A 19,245-nucleotide genomic window follows, 5' to 3' on the forward strand; every position below is an offset into this window, starting at 1 on the left:
AATCGGCCGCATCATGGTCCGGTCAGTTCAACTTCCATCGCATCAGAAAGGTATGCACATGAGCCAGCGTTTGAATTATTTCCAGGTGTCCGAAGTCCTGTCGAAGAAGTATGTCGATCTGAGCATGGCGCTCAAGAAAACCGCCGTGGTCCAGGAATTGGGAGACCTGGTCGATATCCGCGCCTCGCAGATCAACGGCTGCGGATTCTGCCTGGACATGCACGTAAAGGAAGCGACTATCAAAGGCGAGCGCGCGTTGCGCCTGCATCACGTCGCCATCTGGCGCGAATCGCCGCTTTTCTCGCCCCGTGAACGCGCGGCATTGGAATGGACCGAGGCGCTGACCACCCTGCCCCCTCATGGCGTGCCGGACGCAATCTACGACGCCGTGCGCGCCCAGTTCACGGAAAGCGAGCTCTCGGACCTGACGTTCCGGGTGGTCGCGATCAATGGCTGGAATCGCCTGAACGTCGCCTTCCGCACTGTTCCGGGTTCGGCCGACCAGGCCTTTGGCCTGGACAAGGCGGGCCTGAACTGACCAGCGCTTGCCTTCTGCGATTCACATCAGTTGCAGGATCCGGCGGGCCAGTTGCTCCGCCTGCTCGGCCGACACGATGTTGGTGAAGCTCATGAGCAGGCCGGAGCGCGCATCGGGCGCCGCCGACCAGTGCGACAAGGCTTGCGCATACAGGCCGTGCTGCAGCATGCGCGACGCCAGTTCGCGATCGGTCTGATGGCCTTCCAGGCGCGCCACCAGGTGCATGCCGCCCGGCTGCAAATCGATGCGCAAGCGGGACCCCATCACATCGGTCAATGCTGCCGCCGTGGCGTGGCGCCGTTCGCTGTACAGGCGGCGCATGCGCTGGATGTGACGCGCGAAATGGCCTTCGTTGATGAACGACGTCAGCACGGCCTGCGTCAACGCCGGTGCGCCGCCCGCCAGCAGCATGCACAGGCGCTCGAAACGAGGCACCTGCTCTTCGGGCACGACCAGATAGGCAAGCCGCATACCCGGGAACAGCACCTTGCTGAAGGTGCCCGAGTACAGCACCCGGCCCTGCCGGTCCAGACTTTTCAGCGCGGGCAGCGGACGGCCGACGTAGCGGTACTCGCCGTCGTAGTCGTCTTCCACGATCCACGCGCTGTTGCGTTCGGCCCAGTCCAGCAAGGCTTGGCGCCGGGGCAGCGACAGCGACAGGCTCAGCGGACTTTGATGCGCGGGCGTCACGACGGCCGCCCGGGCCCGCGGCTCCTGCGCGATGCCCGCCTCCACCACCAAACCTTCCGCGTCCACACGCACGGGCACGGCCTGCATCCCGGCCTGCGCCAGCAGCACCCGCGTGGGCGGATAGCCGGGGTCTTCCACCCAGACCGAATCGCCGGGCTTGAAGAGCGCCTGCATGATGAGCTGCATGGTGTTGTTGTAGCCCGACGTGATGAACACCTGGCGCGGCGTGCATTGGATGCCGCGCGCGACCTGCAGGTAAGCCGCCGTGGCGGTCCGCAGCCCAGGCAGTCCGGCGGGATCCGGGTAGCCGAGGTCGGGCGGCTGCATGCCGCGCAGATGCCGCGCGCCCAGCCGCGCCCAGATCTTGCGCGGAAAGGCGTCTAGCGCGGGCAGCCCCATCTGGAATGGCAGCGGCGCGGCCGGCCGCGGCCAGCGATCTTCGACCACTTCGGCGGGCCGGGCCCGGGCCGCCGGGGCCGCCGAGGCCACCGAGACCATTCGCGCGGCGGGTTGCAGGTTGGGTGCGACCACGGTGCCCGCTTGGCCGCGCGCCTGGATGTACCCTTCCGACGCCAGCAGCGAGTAAGCGACTTCAATGGTGCCGCGCGCCACGCCGATTTCCTTGGCGAGCGCGCGTGCCGACGGGATGCGGTCGCCGGGTTTGAGGGCGCCTTCGGCGATGGCGCTACGGAAACGCTCGTAGACCTGCCGGTACAGCGGGAGGCCGGCGGCGTCGGCGACGGTTTGCAGAGCGTCGGGTGTTGCAGGAATCATGGCATAGTCCGTAAGCGCATTTATGGCCCTTCAAATTATGGCATGCGCTTTTTAAGATTCGTACTCACGGTGGGCGTACGTTCAGCGCCCCAACCCCTGAGGGACTGATCCATGCATACATCCTCCACTGAGCCGGCACTGCGCCATCTGGAGACGCCGGAAGAATGGCGGGCTTGCCTGCCGCTGATGCGCGAACTGCGTCCGCATCTGGCCCAGGCGGACGACTTCGTCCAACGCCTGGCCCGGATGCACCAGGAAAACTACCGGCTGCTGGCCGTCATGCGTGACGGCCAGGCGGTGGCGCTGGCGGGATACCGCTATCAGGAAAACCTGATCTATGGGCGCTTCATGTACGTGGACGACCTGGTCGTGGATCCCTCGGCGCGCGGCAGCCGCTGGGGCGCCCGGCTGATCGCCGAACTGGACCAACTCGCTCGCGATGCGGACTGCGACAAGTTTGTGCTCGATACCGGGCTGGGCAACGCGCTGGCGCAACGCTTCTATTTCCGGCAGGGCCTGTTGACCAGCGCCATCCGGTTCAGCAAACCCTTGAAAGGAAGTTCCGAATGAGCATTCTTCGAATTCGCTGCAGCCCGCGGGGGCTCGAGTCCGAAAGCTATCGCCTGTCGCAGCAGATCATCGACCGGCTGACGCGGACGGGTCCGGCCGGCGGCCTGGACGTCGTGGAGTTCGACGCGACCACCCTCACCCATGCGGATGGCGACTACGCGGCTGTGCTGGCGGCGCGAGACGAACCCGAAGCCGACGGACTGGAAAATGGCTCGCTGCTCGCGTCCGGCGATCTGATCCGGATGCTGGACGAGGCCAGCCACGTCGTGCTGGCGACGCCGATGCACAACTTCACCGTGCCCTCCTCGCTGAAAGCGTGGCTGGACCACGTGGTCCGGGTCCGCCACACGTTTCACATCACGCCCCAAGGCAAGGTTGGCCTGCTCGCTGACAGGCCGGTGTATGTCGCGATTTCGTCGGGCGGCGCGTTCAGCGGTGAAGAGGCCCGTCAGCCGGACTTTCTGACGCCGTACCTGCGTCACGTACTGGCGACGATCGGATTGACGCAGGTGACCTTTGTCGCGGTCGAGGGAACGGCCCGGGGCCCGGAATGGCTGGAGGTTGGCCGGGCGCGTGCCCAGGCTGCGCTGGGCACAATTTCGTTCGAAAGAACGTCGGAGGAAGCGCCCGCCTGAGGCCGTTTACGCTTGCTTGCGTTTTGATGCGAACGCCGCACCTGGCAGTCCCGAAATCCCGCCGGATTTCGGGACTTTTCATTTCCGGATTTTGCGCAAAACGAGGCGCGGATTATCAGGCGATTCGCAATTGATTTATCCGAACCCAGCAATTCGCATTCCCGGATCGCCAGATGAAATAACGTGCCGAAGAAATTTCATAGCATCCCGCTGCCGCTATATCGCAGAAATATTTGCGTATTTTCAATGACTTGAGCCACTAAGTTGAATTCAATCCTGCAATCGTATTCAAGTATTTATTTTCCTCATAAATCTGCGAACGATTAAATGTCATTGCGCCGCAACATTATCAATTACCAATAATTCAAATTGAAACATCAGAAACTACACGTAGGTTGCATACAGAGATAATCCGCAATTATGTCGAACTATGTCGTTACGTTTGACGCGAATTGTTTACAGCCGCGACCCTCATTTGCCCCCAACACTGACCCCTATTCAGCGGACGGGACAACAACATCAACCGCCGCCGGGTACCTGAAGTTGCAGCACCGCCTTGTCCGTTTGCGGCTGGTTGATGTGTGCGAAAAACGGGTAAGGCTCCTTCCGTCCCCTGGAGCTGACAATGACATCTGGCCACCGGCATGGCTATTTCCCCGTTCCCCTTCATCTGAACTATGTCTGGCGCGTCCTCGCGCTGCTAATGCTGCCCATGCCAGCCGCGCTGGCATGCACGACGACCGGCGCCAGCATCCTCTGCAATGACGCGTGGACGCTGTTGAATCCGAACACGGTCACCAGCAGCGCCAACGACGTTTCGGTACTGGTGACGCCGGCAGGCCAGTCCTCAGGGCCTTTGGTCGCACTGCCGGGCTCGGCCGCCGTCAAGCTGACCGGCCGCAACACCACGCTCACCAACCAGGGACTGATCGACCCCACGCTGTCCCTGGCGGCGGTCGGCACGTCTGGCGCGATCATGGGCAACGCGTCAAACGCCGGCGCAGTACGCGTCAACAACAGCGGCACGTTGTACGGCGCCGGCCTGTCGGTGCTGGGTCTGCAGGTGCTCACCACGCTGGACGGCGCCGCCCTCTCCCTGCGCAGCAATGCCACGGGCAGCATCAACATCGACAACTCGGGCACGATCGGCCTGAAACCGGGCCTGCTTTCCCTGTCGTTGCTCAATCTCAGCCCCGTCATTGCCGCCTATGGCGGCGCGCCGGTCACCGTGAACAATGCGGCGGGCGGTGTCATCAACGGTCGTGTGGGCCTGGGCCGATCGGCCACCGGCAACAGCTTCGTCAACGCGGGCACGATCAATGGCAGCGTGAGCATGGGGCAAAACAGCACCAACACGTTCACCGCCGTGACCGGGTCAACCATCTCGGCGGGCGGCCCGGACGTGGGCGTCGACCTGGCCGTGGCCGGCCTGGACGTCAGCATCGCGCTGGGCTTTGCCCAGGGCGGCACGGTGGACGGCGGCGCGAACGGCAACAACACGCTGGTGTTGCAAAATCCCGGCGCAACCGGCACCACCGGCACCGGCACGGCAAGCTCGACGGTGTACCGCAACTTCAACAACCTGCGCGTCAATGGCGGCACCTGGACGATCAACGGGCCGTTGGTCAGCGGCCAGACCACGCTGAACGGCGGCCTGGTCAACTTCGACAGCAACACCGCATTCGGCGCTGGCACGCTTGTCGGCAACGGTGGCGCCATTGCGCCGGCCACGTCGGGGCTGTCGTTGGCGAACGCCATCCAGCTCAATGCGGGCGGCCTGGGCGTCCAGGGCACGAACAACATGACGCTGGCCGGCAACATCTCCGGCGCCGGCGCGCTGGACAAGTCCGGCGCGGGCGTCCTGACGCTCAATGGCACGAACACGCACATTGGCGGCGTGCGGCTCGGCGGCGGCGGATTGGCGCTGGGCGGCAACAGCGCGCTGGGATTGGGCGACCTCGTTGTGTACGGCGCGTCGTCGCTGCAGCCCGGCAGCGCCACCAGCCTGTCCAACAACATCGTGCTCGGCGCCGACCTTGCCCTGACCAACCCCTCCGCCCTCACCCTTTCCGGCACGCTGTCGGGCGGCTCGGCGCTGGTCAAGAGCGGCGCCGGCATCCTGACCCTCACGGGTGCGAATTCGCATGCCGAGACGCGCATTAGCGCCGGTGGATTGGTCGTGGGCAACAACACTGCGCTGGGCGCGGGGCCGCTCACCGTCAACGGTGCGGCGACACTGGCCTCATCAACCAGCGTCGCGCTGCAGAACGCGATGGTGTTGAACAATGCACTGACGCTGAACGGCGCCGAAACGCTGACGCTGAACGGGCCGATCAGTGCCGCGGGATCGCTGGTGAAGACCGGGTCTGGGGTGTTGAACCTGAACGGCGCCAACACCTATGCGGGCGGCACCACGCTGGCTGGCGGCACGGTCAACGTGGGCGCGCCCGGCGCCCTCGGCACCGGCGCGGTCACCGTCAGTGGCGCGACCACCCTCGCCGGCTCGGGCGTGGCGTTGGGCAACAACTTTACGCTCAGCAACGCGCTGACCGTGGCTGGCGCCAACAACCTGACGCTCAACGGCACGCTGTCGGGCGCCGGCGGCACACTGGTGAAGACTGGCACCGGGTCCTTGACGCTGAACGGCACCAACAGTTTCGGCGGCGGCACGCTTGCGGCGGGAACGATCATCGCAGGCGCGAACAACGCGCTGGGCACCGGCGTGGTCAACGTGACCGGCGCGGCTGCCGTGGACAGCACTGCGCCCGTCAGCCTGGGCAACCAGTTCGTGCTGGGCGACCGGCTCACCGTGGGCGGCAGCCAGGCGCTGACCCTGGCCGGCGCGCTATCGGGCGGCGGCACGCTGGTCAAGAACGGCAATGCGAACCTGACCTTGTCTGCCGTGAACACGCACTCCGGCGGCGTACTGCTCAACGGGGGCGAGTTGACGCTGGCGAACGCGCAAGGCCTGGGCTCCGGACTGCTTGACGTCCAAGGACCGGCGACGCTGGCCGCGGGCAATCTGACCGTGGACAACAACGTCCGCCTCGGCAACACGCTGGGCATCGCCACCGGCGGACAGGCGTTGAACCTGTCGGGCAACCTGTCCGGCGGCGGAGCCATCGCCTTGAACGACGCCGGCACGTTGACGCTCTCGGGCAACAACACGCATGGCGGCGGGGTCGCGCTGAACGCGGGGACGCTGATCGCCGCGAGCGACACCGCGCTGGGCAGCGGCACACTGGCCGTCGGCGCAGACGCCACGCTGCAGAGCACGGCGGCGCGAAACTTCGTCAACAACGTTGCACTGACCGGCAACCTGACGGTGGCCGGTGCGAACGATGTCGGATTGGCCGGCGCGATTGCCGGACCCGGGCGCGTGGTGATGAACGGCCCGGGCACGCTGACACTGTCGGGCGCCAACACGCATGGCGGCACAACCATCAGCAGCGGCACCGTGCTGGCTGGCGCGGGCAGCCTGGGCGCAAGCGTGCTGAACAACTCGAAACTTGTGATCGGCCAGAACGTGGATGCGACCTACGCGGGCGCGATCAGCGGATCAGGCAGCGTGGATGTGGCGGCCAACGCACAGACGCTGGTGCTGAGCGGCAACAACACATTCACCGGCGGTTTGAATCTGTTGTCCGGCACGGTGGAGACGCGCGGCGGACAAGCGCTGGCTGACAGCGTGGCCGTAAACCTGGGCGCCGGCTCGGTGTTGCGGCTGGCGGACAGCGAGACGTTCGGCTCGCTTGCCGGCGCCGGCCGGCTGGACCTGGGCGCTGGGGCGACGGTGCAGATGGGGCAGGACAACGCCAGTTCGATTTTCGGCGGCGCGCTGACGGGCGCGGGCAATGTGGTCAAGAACGGCACCGGCACGCTGACGCTTACGGGCAACAGCACGCAAAGCGGCTCGTTCGACCTGGTGTCCGGCGGGCTGGACGTGAACGGCAGCCTGGCCAGCACGCAAGTGAATGTGGGCGCCGGCGCGACGCTGGCGGGCTCGGGCGTCCTGAGCGGCGTGACGACGATTGCCTCGGGTGGGGCGCTGTCGGCCACATCAGGCCAGACCCTGACGCTAGGGGGACTGACGCTGAATCAGGGCTCGCAGTTCAACGTGGCGCTGGGCGCGCCGCAGGCCTCGCCGCAGACGCTGGTGCAGGTCAACGGCAATCTGACGCTGGACGGTGACCTGAACGTCACCGACAAGGGCGGCTTTGGTGAAGGCGTATACAGGCTGATCACCTACACCGGCCAGCTCACGGACAACGGGCTGGCGCTGGGATCACTGCCCCCGGGCACCGTGCCGTCGAATCTGCAGATCCAGACCGCCGTGAACCAGCAGGTGAACCTGGTGGTGCAGACCACGGGCAGCAGCGTGCAGTTCTGGAACGGCGCCAAGCAGCTTGCGGATGGCACGCTGGCCGGCGGTGCAGGCACCTGGCAGGCGGGTTCGACCAACTGGACCAATCAGGCTGGCGCGCTGACCCAAAGCTGGGCGGGCAACTTCGCGGTGTTCGGCGGCGCGTCGGGTGGCGCGGTCACCGTGGCCGGCGAACAGGCCGTGACCGGCATGCAGTTCTTCACCGACGGGTACGCGCTGCAAGACGGCGCAATCCGCCTGGCTGAGGGCCCCAACAATTTCCGCGTGGATCCGGCGCTGACCGGCACGGTGAACAGCGTCATCCGTGGCGCTGGCGCGCTGAACAAGCGTGACCAAGGCACGCTGGTGCTGGGCGGCGCGAACGAATACACGGGCGGCACGCAGATCAGCGAAGGCGTGCTGCAAGTCAGTGCCGACAACAACCTGGGCGCGGCGGGCACGGGTCTGGCCTTTGCCGGCGGCACGCTGCGCGTGACCGGCACCGGCTACACCGGCACCTCGCGCGCCATCGACATCGGCGCCGGCGCGGGCTTCGACATCGCCGATGCCGGCAATGTCTTTACCCTGAACCAATCCCTGTCCGGCGCGGGCCGCATCACCAAGTCGGGCGCGGGCACGCTGGCACTGGGCGGCAACAACGCCGGCATCGGCGGCGTGACGCTGGCGGACGGAACGATTGCCGCGGGCAGCAACACGGCATTGGGCTCGGGAGTGCTGAACGTCACGGGCGGCGGCGGACTGAATGCGACAACCGCCGTGACGCTGGCGAACGACGTCGCCATCGGCGCGGGCGCGACGTTGACCAATGCAGGCACGAACGACCTGACGCTGAACGGCGCGGTGTCGGGCGCGACCGGCTCGCTGGCGAAGGCAGGTAGCGGCACGCTGACGCTCGCCGGCAACAACACCTATGGCGGCGGAACGGCGTTGATCGGCGGCGCCATCCGCGTCGGTAGCGACACTGCGCTGGGCACGGGCGCGCTGAACGTAGCCGGCGCGTCCAGTCTGTTGTCCGACGGCACGCATGCGCTGAACAACGGCATCGTGCTGGACGCAGCGCTGACGACCGGCGGGGCCGGCAATCTGACGCTTAACAACACGATCTCGGGCAACGGCACCCTCATCAAGTCGGGCGCGGGCACGCTCACGCTCAACGGCGTGAATGCGTACGCAGCTACACGTTTGGACGGCGGCCGTCTGGTGCTTGGCAACAATGACGCGCTGGGCGCGGGCGCGTTGACCGTCACGGCCGACGCCGCGGTGGACAGCGCCGCCGGCCTGACGCTGGGCAACGCGATCAATGTGGCATCCGGGGCCGATCTGACGCTGGCGCAATCGCAGGACGCCACGCTGCTCGGGACCATCAGCGGCGACGGCGGCCTCATTGCTGGCGGCGTGGGCACCACGTTGACGCTTTCCGGCGCCAACACGTACACGGGCGGTACGCAACTGAACGGTGGCAATCTGCAGTTGGGCCAGAACGGGTCGCTCGGCACCGGCGCCCTCCTCGTCAACGCCGACGCCGGCCTGTCGGGTACGACGGGCGGCCCGGCGTTGAACCTGATCAACGACGCGACGCTGAACGCGGCCCTGAACTTAACCGGAGACCGCGACATCACGCTGAGCGGCGTGGTCGATGGCGCAGGTTCGCTGACCAAGAGCGGCCCATCGACGCTGACGCTTGCCGGTGCAAACACCTATACCGGGGGCACCACGCTGGCCGCAGGCGCCTTGCGCGTTGGAGACGATGCGGCGCTGGGGACCGGCGATCTCACGGTCAACGGCGCGGCCACGCTGGGGTCGACACAGGCCGTGACGCTGGCCAACAACGTCATTCTGGGTCAGGCGCTGAACCTGGATACGACCAACGGACTGCGCTTTGACGGCGAGGTTTCCGGAACCGGCGGTCTTGCCGCCGCCGGCGCGGGCTCGCTGACACTGGCCGGCGCCAATACTTACGCGGGCGGAACGCAGATCGATGGCGGCACGCTGCAGGTCGGCGGCGATTCATCGCTGGGCACCGGCGCCCTGACGATTGGTGGCGCGGCGGTTTTGCAGGGGCTGAGCACGCCGGTGACGCTGGCCAACGCCGTGGCGTTGAACGGCGGCCCGCTGGAAGTGTCGGGCGCGCAGAACGTGACGCTGGCGGGCGACGTGTCCGGCACGGGCGGTCTTGCCAAACTGGGCGCCAACACGCTGACGCTGACGGGCGAGAACACCTATCAAGGCGGGACGACGCTGGGACAAGGCCTGATCGTGGTTGGATCGGACCGGGCGTTGGGCACGGGTGCGCTCACCGTCTCGGGCGATGCGGCGCTTGACACGGCAGCGGCCACGACGCTGGCAAATCAGATCGCACTGGCCGGCGGCGACCTGACCGTGAACGGCAGCCAGGATCTGACGCTGACGGGCGACATCAACGGCGGCAACGCATTGATCAAGAACGGCGGCGCGACACTGACGCTGTCGGGCGATAACGGCTACGCCGGCGGCACGACGCTGTCGGCCGGCACGCTGGTCGCGGGCAGCAGCTCCGCGCTTGGGACGGGCGCGCTGGATGTCACGGGTCGCGCAACGCTATCGGCGGCCGACGGCGTGACGCTGGCCAACGCCGTGGCGCTGACCGACTCGCTGACGGCGGATGGCGCGGGCAACTGGACGCTAGCTGGCGACATTACCGGCAACGGCGCACTGGTCAAGACCGGCGCTGGCACGCTGACGCTGGCCGGCAGCAACAGCTACGCCGGTGGCACGCAGCTCCAGGCCGGCGCCATCACCGGCGACACCGACAGCATCAACGGACCCGTCGTGGCCAGCGCGGGCACCACCCTCACCTTCGATCAAGCCGCCGCGGGCGCCTACGCTGGCGCGCTGTCCGGCGCGGGCAATCTGGAAAAGGCGGGCTTGGGCACGCTGACGCTCGGCGGCAGCAACGCGCTGACCGGTGGCGTCGGCGTCGCGCAAGGCACGCTGGTCACGCAGGGCAACAACCTCTTCGCTTCGGCGTCCGGCGTGCGCATTGACGACGGAGCCACGCTGCAACTGAGCGGCTCCGAATCCATCGCAGCGATTTCCGGCGCGGGCAAGCTGCAGGTGGACGGCAGCCTGGGGCTGGGCGGCGCGGCGGATAGCGTCTTCGGTGGCGATCTGGCCGGCGCGGGCAGCATCGCCAAGACCGGCACCGGCTCGCTGGCGCTGAACGGCGCCAGCAGCCACTCGGGCGTGTTCGACATCAACGGCGGCACGGTGAACCTGGGCGGCACGCTGGCCAGCAACACGGTCAACGTCAACGGCCCGGCCGCCACCCTTACCGGCACCGGCACCGCCAACGGCAACGTGAACGTGAACAACGGCGGCCGGATTGCGGTGAGTTCGGCCGCGCCGGGCGCGCTGACACTCGGGTCGCTGACGCTGGACAACGCGTCCTTCATCGACGCGCAGCTGGGCGCGCCCAACGCGGGCAGCCTCATCAACGTGCACGGCAACGTCGATCTGAACGGCACGCTGAACATCGATGGCACACCTGACTTTGGCGTGGGCGTGTACCGCATCATTGCCTACTCGGGCACGGCGACGTCGATGAACCTGGCGCTGGGCACCCTGCCGCCGGGCGTCATCACGCTGCAGACCAACGTGGCCGGCCAGGTGAACGTCCTGAACGAGTCCCAGGCTGGCGAGATCCAGTTCTGGCAAGGCGGCACGGGCACCTGGGACGCAACGACCCAGAATTGGGCCGACGCCACCGGCACGGCTGGTACGTGGGGCAGCCGCTTCGGCGTCTTTGAAGGCACGGCGGGCACGGTCACGCTGGCCGGCACGCAAGGCTTCCAGGGCCTGCAGTTCTCCACCGATGGCTACACCCTGACCGGCGGCGCGCTGAACGCGCTGCCCGGCAGCGATGGCGTTGCCACCTTGCGCGTCGAACCGTCGATGACGGCAACGCTGGACACGCCCCTCCAGGGGAACACGACCATCGCCAAGCGCGACGGCGGCACCCTGGTCTTTACGCAGGCCAACAGCTACGTCGGCGACACGCGGCTGGAAGGCGGCGTGTTGGAGATCAGCGCGGACGACCAGCTTGGCAACGCCGCCAATCGCGTCGTCTTCGATGGCGGCACGTTGCGCTATGCCAATACCGCGCCCGGCACGACTGCACGGGAGATTGCGCTGGACGGCACAGGCGCCATCGACGTTACCGGCGGCGCGCTTACCGCGGCCGGCACGATATCGGGCGCCGATCCCGTGGCCACGCTCACCAAGACCGGCGCGGGCACGCTGGTGCTGGCAGGCGCCAACACCTACGCGGGCGGGACGGTGCTGCAATACGGCGAGATCAAGGTCGCCTCGAATACGGCACTGGGCACCGGCCTCTTCACGGCGGCCGACGGCACCACCCTGTCGAACGACATCGCCGTCGCGCTGGCGAACGATGTCGCCCTGCAAGGCGGCGTGACGGTCGCGAATGGCGCGGCCATGACGCTGTCCGGCGATGTATCGGGCGCGGGCGGCATCATCAAGACCGGCCCCGGCACCTTGACGTTGTCAGGCGCGAATTCCTACGAAGGCGGCACGCGCCTGAATGCCGGCCAGATTACCGTGGGTGCGCCGGGCGCGCTGGGAACCGGCACGCTGACGGCGGCCAACGGCACGGCGCTGGACGCGTCGGCGCCCGTGGCCCTGGCCAACGACGTGCAGCTTGACGGCACGCTGACCTTGCCGGGCAGCGCCACGCTGACGCTGAACGGCGACATCGGCGGGACTGGCGGCCTCATCAAGAATGGGACGGACACGCTGGCGCTGAACGGCGCAAACAGCTTTCAGGGTGGCGTGGCGCTCAACAGCGGCACGCTCGCGCTGGGCAGCGATACGGCCCTGGGCGTCGGGCGGCTGACCGCGGCCGACGGCACCACGCTCTCGGCCAGCGTCCCGGTCAACGCCAGCAACGCTATCACGCTGGCCGGCACGACGACGATCACCGGCGCCGATTTCGGCCTGTCTGGCGACATCGACGGCGCGGGCGGACTGGTGAAGACCGGCGCCGGCGTGCTGACGCTGTCCGGCGACAACAGCTACCAAGGCGGCACGCAGCTTTCCGGCGGCACGCTTGCCATCGGCAGCGACACCGCCTTGGGCACGGGCGCGCTGACCGCGGCGGGCGGCACCACCCTGCTGGGCCTGGGCGCGGCGCTGACCAACGACGTGCAACTTCAAGGTCCGGTCACCGTGGGCGGCGCGGGCAACCTGGCGCTCAATGGCGTCGTGTCGGGCTCCGGTCCGCTGACCAAGGATGGAACGTCGACGCTGACGCTGGGCAACGCCAACACCTACGACGGGGGCACCGTGCTGGCCGGCGGAACGATCATCGCGGGCAACAACGCCGCACTGGGCACCGGCGGCCTGACCGTCGCGGGTGCGGGCACGCTGCAGGCCGGCGCGCCCGGCATTGCGCTGGGCAATGATATTGGACTTGGCGCGCCACTGACGGTGTCGGGCGTCGACGACCTGACGCTGGCCGGCAACATTGCCGGCCCCGGCAGCCTCATCAAGACCGATGCCTCGACCCTGACGCTGACGGGCCAAAACCAGTACACGGGCGGCACGACGCTGGCGGGCGGCACGCTGATCGGCGACACCAGCAGCCTTACGGGCAACATCGCCACCTCGACGGGCACGTCCGTCGTCTTCAACCAGGCGCCGGGCAGCGGCACGTACGCCGGCGCCATCACCGGCGGCGGTGGACTGGTCAAGGACGGCGCGGGCACGGTCACGCTGACGGGTCCCAATGCCTATACGGGCGGCACGGTAGTCAACGCCGGCACGCTGGCCGGCAACGCCACCAGCCTGCAAGGCAACATCACCGTGGTGGACGGCAGCGCCATCGTGTTCAACCAGAACGGCGCCGACGGCACCTATGCCGGCAACATCAATACGGTCGGCAACAACACCGGCACGCTGACCAAGGACGGCGACGCGTCGCTGACCTTGACCGGCTCCAATAACGTTGGCGGCGGCACCACGGTCAACAGCGGCACGCTGCTGGTCGACGGCACGCTGACCGGTGGCCCCGTCACGATCAACCCCGGCGGCAATCTGGGCGGCTCGGGCTCCGTCGCGGCAGACGTGGAATTGGAGGACAACGCGCGACTGGTGGCAGGCACCCCCGGCAATCCGATCTCGTTTGCGCGCAGCCTGGCGCTGTCCAACGGGACGCAGCTCGACTTCACGCTCGGCACGCCGAATTCGGCCACGACCGCCGTGACGGTGGCCCAGAACCTGCGGCTGGATGGCGTGCTGAACATCACGGACGGCGGCAACCTGGGCACGGGCGTCTACCGCCTGTTTGCCTATGGCGGCACGCTGACGGACAACGGCGTACAGTTCGGCACGCTGCCGTCCAGCCTGGCCACGGCTGACCTGCAACTGCAGAACCAGCCCAACCAGATCAACCTGGTGCTGCAGACGCAACCCGGCGAGATCCAGTTCTGGAACGGCGCCAAGACCACGCCCGACGGCATCATCGCGGGTGGCACCGGCACGTGGAACGCCGCGGGCACCAACTGGACCGACACGGCGGGGACCACCGCCGACCGCTGGAACGGCAAGTACGCGGCTTTCTCGGGCGCGGCGGGCACGGTCACTGTCGAAGGCACGCAGAACGTGACCGGCCTGCAGTTCCTGACCGACGGCTACACGCTGGAACCGGGCACCGCCGGCGCCATCGCGATCGCGCAGGCGCAGACGCCGGTCCGGGTTGAAAGCGGCGCCACTGCCACGATCTCCGCGCCCATCACCGGCGCCGGCGGCATCGAGAAGCTGAACGGCGGCACGCTGGTCCTGGACGGCATCAATACGTACACCGGCAACACCGCCATCCGCAGCGGCGTGCTGGAAGTCAGCGCCGACGAGCAGCTTGGAAACGGCGGCGCCGTGTCGCTGGACGGCGGGACGCTGCGCATCGCGGACTCGGCCTTTGCCACGACGGCGCGCAACATCTCGCTGGATGGCGTGGGCGGCGGCATCGATGTCGTCGCGGCGGGTCAGACCTTCACGCTGAACCAGGCGCTCAACGGCGCCGGGGCGCTCACCAAGCAAGGAGACGGCACGCTGGTGCTGAACGGCGCCAACGGCTACACCGGCGGCACGGTCATTGCCGGCGGCACGCTGGAAGGCAGCAGCACCAGCATCGCCGGCGCGGTCAGCACGGCGGCCGGCACGACGCTGCGTGTGAACCAGTCCGCGGACGGCGTCTTGTCCGGCCCGGTCAGCGGACAGGGCCAATTGGTGAAGGAAGGCGCCGGCGCATTGACGCTGGCCGGCGTGTCGAGCTACAGCGGCGGGACCCAGGTCAATGCCGGCACGCTGATCGGCGACACGTCCAGCCTGCAAGGCGCCATCGCCAACAACGCGGCGCTGGTCTTCAACCAGGGCGCGGACGGCGCGTTCAGCGGGACGTTGTCCGGCAGCGGCAGCCTGGTCAAGCAAGGCAGCGGCACGCTCGCCATCAACGGCAGCCACGCGTACACCGGCAATGCCATGATCGAAGGAGGCACGGTCGTGCTGGGCAGCGCGCAGTCGCCCGCCACGCTGCCCGCGTCCGTCCAGGTCAGCCCCGGCGCCACGCTGGCCGGCACTGGCACCATCGCGGGGCTGGTCAACGCCGGCACGGTCCAAAGCGCGCCCGCTGCGGGCGGCGGCCTGAAGGTCAGCAACAACTTCAGCAATGCCGCCGGCGCCACGCTGGCCGTAAATGTGGGGCCCAGCACGGCCACCAACCTGCACGTGGCCGGCACCGCAACGCTTGACGGCGCATTGCAGGTGACCAACACCGCGCCACTGACCGCAAACAGCGCCTACACGGTGGTGACGGCGGACCAGGGCGTGCAAGGCACCTTCGCCTCGACGGCCCTGCCCCAGCTTGCGTTCCTGGACGGCGCGGTGGTCTACGACCCCAACAACGTCACGGTGACCTTCCAGCGCAACGACACCGGGTTCGAGACGGTGACGGACACGGCGAACCAGAACGCGGTGGCGCAGGCATTGGGACAGATCGATCCGGACTCCCCGCTGTATTCGTCGATCGTGGGATTGAGCCGGGACGAGGCGCCGGAGGCTTTCAAGCAGTTGTCGGGCGACAGTCACGCCTCGTTGTCGTCGGCAATCGTGCGCAGTTCGGAATCGGTGCGGACGCTGCCGCTGAATCACCTGCGCGACAGCCTGCGTAGCGAAGGCCGCGGCCAGGACGGCGCGTGCGGCGAACAAGGCCGCAGCGCGGGCGGCTACGCCGAGCGCTTCTCGTGCCAGCGCAACGTGTGGACCGAGGTGCTGGGCAACTGGCAGAGCCAGGACGGCGACGGCAACGCGCCCAGCTATCGCCAGCGCACCGGCGGCGTGCTGGCCGGCGGCGACATCCGGGTCGGTGACGGCTGGCGCGTGGGCGTTGCGCTGGGCTACCAGGACAGCACGATCTGGCAGGACAGCCGCAATGCCAAGGCGGACGTGGATAGCTACAGCGTCACGGTGTTCGGCGGCAAGTCGTTCGTCCAGCCCAGCGGCAATGCGTGGAACGTCATGGCAGGCGCGGCGTACAGCTGGCAGGACATCGAGACGAAGCGCAACCTGGCCATCGGCGGCGCAAGCCAGGAGCTGAAGGCGGATTACCGCGGCAACACCACGCAGATCTTCGGTGAGCTGGGCTATGCCATGCCGGTCTCACCGAATGCGACCGTCGAACCCTTTGTCGGCGCCGCGTGGATCAAGCAGCGCATGGGCGGCTTCTCGGAAGACGGCGGCTCCGCAGCCCTGTCGGCAGACAGCCAGAGCAACGACATCACCACCACAACGGTCGGCTTGCGCGGCAACCTGGACACGCAGATCGCGGGCGCGCCCGCCCGCCTGCGCGCCACGCTCGGCTGGCGCCACGCCATGGGAGATGTAGACCCCGACCGTACGATGGCCTTCGGTTCGGGTCCGGCGTTCACGGTTGCGGGCACGCCCATCGCCCGCAACGCCGCAGTGGCTGAAGTGGGTGCGGAAGTCGCCGTGTCCAAGAACGCCGCGATCGGCCTGAGCTACCAGGGCCAGTTCGGCAGCGGCAGCCGCGAGAACGCGGGCTTCCTGAACGTGCGCTGGAACTTCTGACGCACGCGGCGCCATCCGGCTGGTATCCGGATGGCGCCTGTCCGACCCGCTGGCGGCCGAGGGCGCAATGCCTTCGGGCGATCCGTTCGGGCCGCATTGACACCCTTGATTTAGGCGCTTTACGCTACCCCGCACTCGTGGTCCAACCGGGCGTGGTTCTGCCCTGGCGCACCAAGGTGCGGGAGGCGCGTCATGACGCTGAGCAGACCTGGCGCATTCGCGTGCGCGTTGCTGATGCTGGCTTTACTGGCGCCGGCCGGCGCGCTGGCCGCATGCAGCGACAAGACCTTGCGCGGGATGTCCGACGCGGGCCGCAGCGTGACCACAATTGCCAAACGCTGTGGCATGAGCGCGGCGGCGGTGAAGGAAAGACTGGGAGCGGGCGACGCGAAAGCCAACCGCGCGCCCGCCGAAACAGTGACGCCGCGCGCGACGCCTGGTGCGGAAACGCGCGCGGCGGCGGCAGGATCCGCCGCGACTTCTGCAGCGCAGTCCGCCGAAAACGCCGCCGAAAAGCCCGCAGCAAAATCCGCGGCAACTGCCGCGACGAGATCCGCGGCAACGGCGGCCACCGCGCCGTCGGCCAGCGCCGCCAAACCGTCGGGCAAGGCGCCGACCGAGCCGCAGAAGCACCCGCCGGGCACCGTGCTGGAGCTTTGCGGATGCTACGGCAGCATGGAATACGGCTTTACCGAGCCGAACGAGCAGTGCGTCAGCGGCTTGGCGGTAGCGACGCGGTGCCCGGGCTATTGCCCGGTGAACCGGTCGCCGTGGCGCCGCATCTGCAGCTGAGGCGGTCGCCCGCCCCGCCCTTCGATCAATCGGCCGCGCTGGCCTGCGGCTGATGCGGCCGCGCATGCACCTGGTCGATGCGCAGCCCGTCACGACGCGTCACCTCAAAGCCCCAGTCGCGCAGCATCACGGTATCGCCCGTTTCCGGGATCCGGCCGCCCGCGCGCAGCAGGCACCCGGCCAGCGTCGCATCGGGATAATCGTCGGCAAGCGCCGGCGCTTCCAGCAGGCGCGCCGCTTCGTCCACGGACAGCCGTCCGCCCAGCAACCACGAACCGTCGGAAAGCTGCAAGGCTTCGGGCTGGTCTTCCTGGTGTTCCGGCATGTCGCCCGCCACCGCTTCCAGCACGTCCATCGGCGTGACCAGGCCTTCGCACACGCCGTGTTCGTCCACGACGATCAGCATGTGATCGCGCGAGGCGCGCAGCTCATCCAGCACCTTCAGCACCGGCGTGGTTTCCATTACGTAGCGCGGTTCGCGCGCCAGTTCCACCAGGTCGATCGGACCGGGGTTCTGCAGCAGCGGCAGCACTTCCTTGAAGTGCAGCACGCCGAGCACGTTGGCCGGGTCGCCCGCGCACAGCGGCAGGCGCGAGTGGCCGGTCGCGAACTTGCGCACGATGACGTCCGGCGTGTCGGCAACGTCCAGCCAGATCATGTCGCCGCGCGGGACCATGATGGAGCGGATGTCGCGCGCGCCGATGGACAGCACGCGTTCGATCATCGAGCTTTCCTCGGGCGCAAAAGCGGGCTCGTCGCCGGCGCCGTCGACCAGCGCCACCACTTCGTCCGCTTGCGACACGGGTTGGCCGGCACGGCCGCCGCGCAAGAGGCGCAGCACGGCCTGCGCCGTGCGTTGACGGCGGCCCAGCGCATGCGTGCCCCGCGCGCGGTTGCGGCGCGCCAACTGGTTGCACAGCTCGATCAGGATCGAGAAGCCGATGGCCGCGTACAGGTAGCCCTTTGGAACATGGAAGCCCAGGCCTTCGGCGACCAGGCTGAAGCCGATCATCAGCAACAGGCCCAGACACAGGATCACGACCGTCGGGTGGCGGCCCACGAAGGCCATCAACGGACGGCTGGCCAGCATCATGACGGCCATCGCTACCACCACGGCGATCATCATGATGCTCAGGTCCTGCACCATGCCCACGGCGGTAATGACCGAGTCCAGCGAGAACACGGCATCCAGCACCACGATCTGCAAAATGACCTGCCAGAACACCGCATGCTGCGGCTTCTGCGCCTGGTCATGGCTGGCGCTGCCTTCGACGCGTTCGTGCAGCTCCATCGTCCCCTTGAAGAGCAGGAACAGGCCGCCCAGGATCAATATCAGGTCGCGTCCGGAAATCTCGGCGCCCATCACTGTGAACAACGGCGCGGTCAACGTGACCACCCACGCAATACTGGCCAGCAGGCCCAGGCGCATCACCAGCGCGAGCGTCAGGCCGATCAGGCGTGCGCGGTTGCGTTGCTCGGGCGGCAGCTTGTCCGCCAGGATCGCAATGAAAACCAGGTTGTCGATACCCAGCACAATTTCAAGCACGACCAGCGTCGCCAGGCCAAGCCAGGCGGTAGGGTCGGACATCCAGTCGAAAATCATCAGGTTTCCACGGAAAACGTAGGCGGACGCGCTAGCGAAGCGCGTCGGCGGGAAGGCGTACTTTCAGTGGCGCGCAGCAGAGACTGCGCAGGCGCGCCGACGGGCACGGCCTGGCGGGGCG

General features: G+C 67.8%; 7 protein-coding genes. 5 read left to right on the forward strand and 2 right to left on the reverse strand.

The annotated features are described in order from the left end of the window. Positions 1-58: 58 nt before the first annotated feature. Positions 59-538: a carboxymuconolactone decarboxylase family protein gene (locus tag AC6CIE_RS06155; protein ID WP_175121552.1), complete on the forward strand. Its 480-nt coding sequence runs from the start codon at positions 59-61 to the stop codon at positions 536-538. Positions 539-559: 21 nt separating this feature from the next. On the opposite strand, the gene pdxR is transcribed toward AC6CIE_RS06155, so the two are convergent. Continuing rightward, positions 560-2,002 carry a MocR-like pyridoxine biosynthesis transcription factor PdxR gene (gene pdxR, locus AC6CIE_RS06160; protein WP_498091671.1) on the reverse strand — a complete coding sequence of 481 codons (1,443 nt, stop codon included), beginning with the start codon at positions 2,000-2,002 and terminating at the stop codon, positions 560-562. A 111-nt stretch (positions 2,003-2,113) separates the two neighbouring features. Between pdxR and AC6CIE_RS06165 the strand changes: the two genes are divergently transcribed. The 4 genes from AC6CIE_RS06165 (at position 2,114) to AC6CIE_RS06180 (ending at position 17,521) form a co-directional block, all read left to right on the forward strand. Next, complete coding sequence (locus AC6CIE_RS06165) at positions 2,114-2,572, forward strand: GNAT family N-acetyltransferase (protein WP_175121554.1); 459 nt, start codon at positions 2,114-2,116, stop codon at positions 2,570-2,572. Continuing rightward, on the forward strand, positions 2,569-3,207 hold the full coding sequence (locus AC6CIE_RS06170) for an FMN-dependent NADH-azoreductase (protein WP_498091673.1): 639 nt from the start codon (positions 2,569-2,571) through the stop codon (positions 3,205-3,207). Before AC6CIE_RS06165 ends, AC6CIE_RS06170 begins: the two co-directional genes overlap by 4 nt. Positions 3,208-3,832: 625 nt before the next feature. Next, the gene (locus AC6CIE_RS06175) at positions 3,833-16,729 is read left to right on the forward strand and encodes an autotransporter-associated beta strand repeat-containing protein (RefSeq protein WP_498091675.1); all 12,897 of its coding nucleotides are present in this window, start codon (positions 3,833-3,835) and stop codon (positions 16,727-16,729) included. Positions 16,730-16,921: 192 nt separating this feature from the next. Beyond that, positions 16,922-17,521 carry a hypothetical protein gene (locus AC6CIE_RS06180; RefSeq protein WP_498091677.1) on the forward strand — a complete coding sequence of 200 codons (600 nt, stop codon included), beginning with the start codon at positions 16,922-16,924 and terminating at the stop codon, positions 17,519-17,521. A gap of 25 nt (positions 17,522-17,546) precedes the next feature. Here the strand turns inward: AC6CIE_RS06180 and AC6CIE_RS06185 are convergent, their stop codons facing one another. Beyond that, the gene (locus tag AC6CIE_RS06185) at positions 17,547-19,124 is read right to left on the reverse strand and encodes a TerC family protein (RefSeq protein ID WP_175185286.1); all 1,578 of its coding nucleotides are present in this window, start codon (positions 19,122-19,124) and stop codon (positions 17,547-17,549) included. Between the last annotated feature and the right edge of the window lie 121 nt (positions 19,125-19,245).

The sequence above is a fragment of the Achromobacter sp. GQ309 genome (assembly GCF_059759315.1).

What these genes read in the sequence shown, in the direction of transcription:
- AC6CIE_RS06170 (WP_498091673.1), top strand. Translation starts at nt 2,569, where the DNA reads ATGAGCATTCTTCGAATTCGCTGCAGCCCGCGGGGGCTCGAGTCCGAA.
- AC6CIE_RS06180 (WP_498091677.1), top strand. Translation starts at nt 16,922, where the DNA reads ATGACGCTGAGCAGACCTGGCGCATTCGCGTGCGCGTTGCTGATGCTG.
- AC6CIE_RS06175 (WP_498091675.1), top strand. Translation starts at nt 3,833, where the DNA reads ATGACATCTGGCCACCGGCATGGCTATTTCCCCGTTCCCCTTCATCTG.
- AC6CIE_RS06185 (WP_175185286.1), bottom strand. Translation starts at nt 19,124, where the DNA reads ATGATTTTCGACTGGATGTCCGACCCTACCGCCTGGCTTGGCCTGGCG.
- AC6CIE_RS06155 (WP_175121552.1), top strand. Translation starts at nt 59, where the DNA reads ATGAGCCAGCGTTTGAATTATTTCCAGGTGTCCGAAGTCCTGTCGAAG.
- pdxR (WP_498091671.1), bottom strand. Translation starts at nt 2,002, where the DNA reads ATGATTCCTGCAACACCCGACGCTCTGCAAACCGTCGCCGACGCCGCC.
- AC6CIE_RS06165 (WP_175121554.1), top strand. Translation starts at nt 2,114, where the DNA reads ATGCATACATCCTCCACTGAGCCGGCACTGCGCCATCTGGAGACGCCG.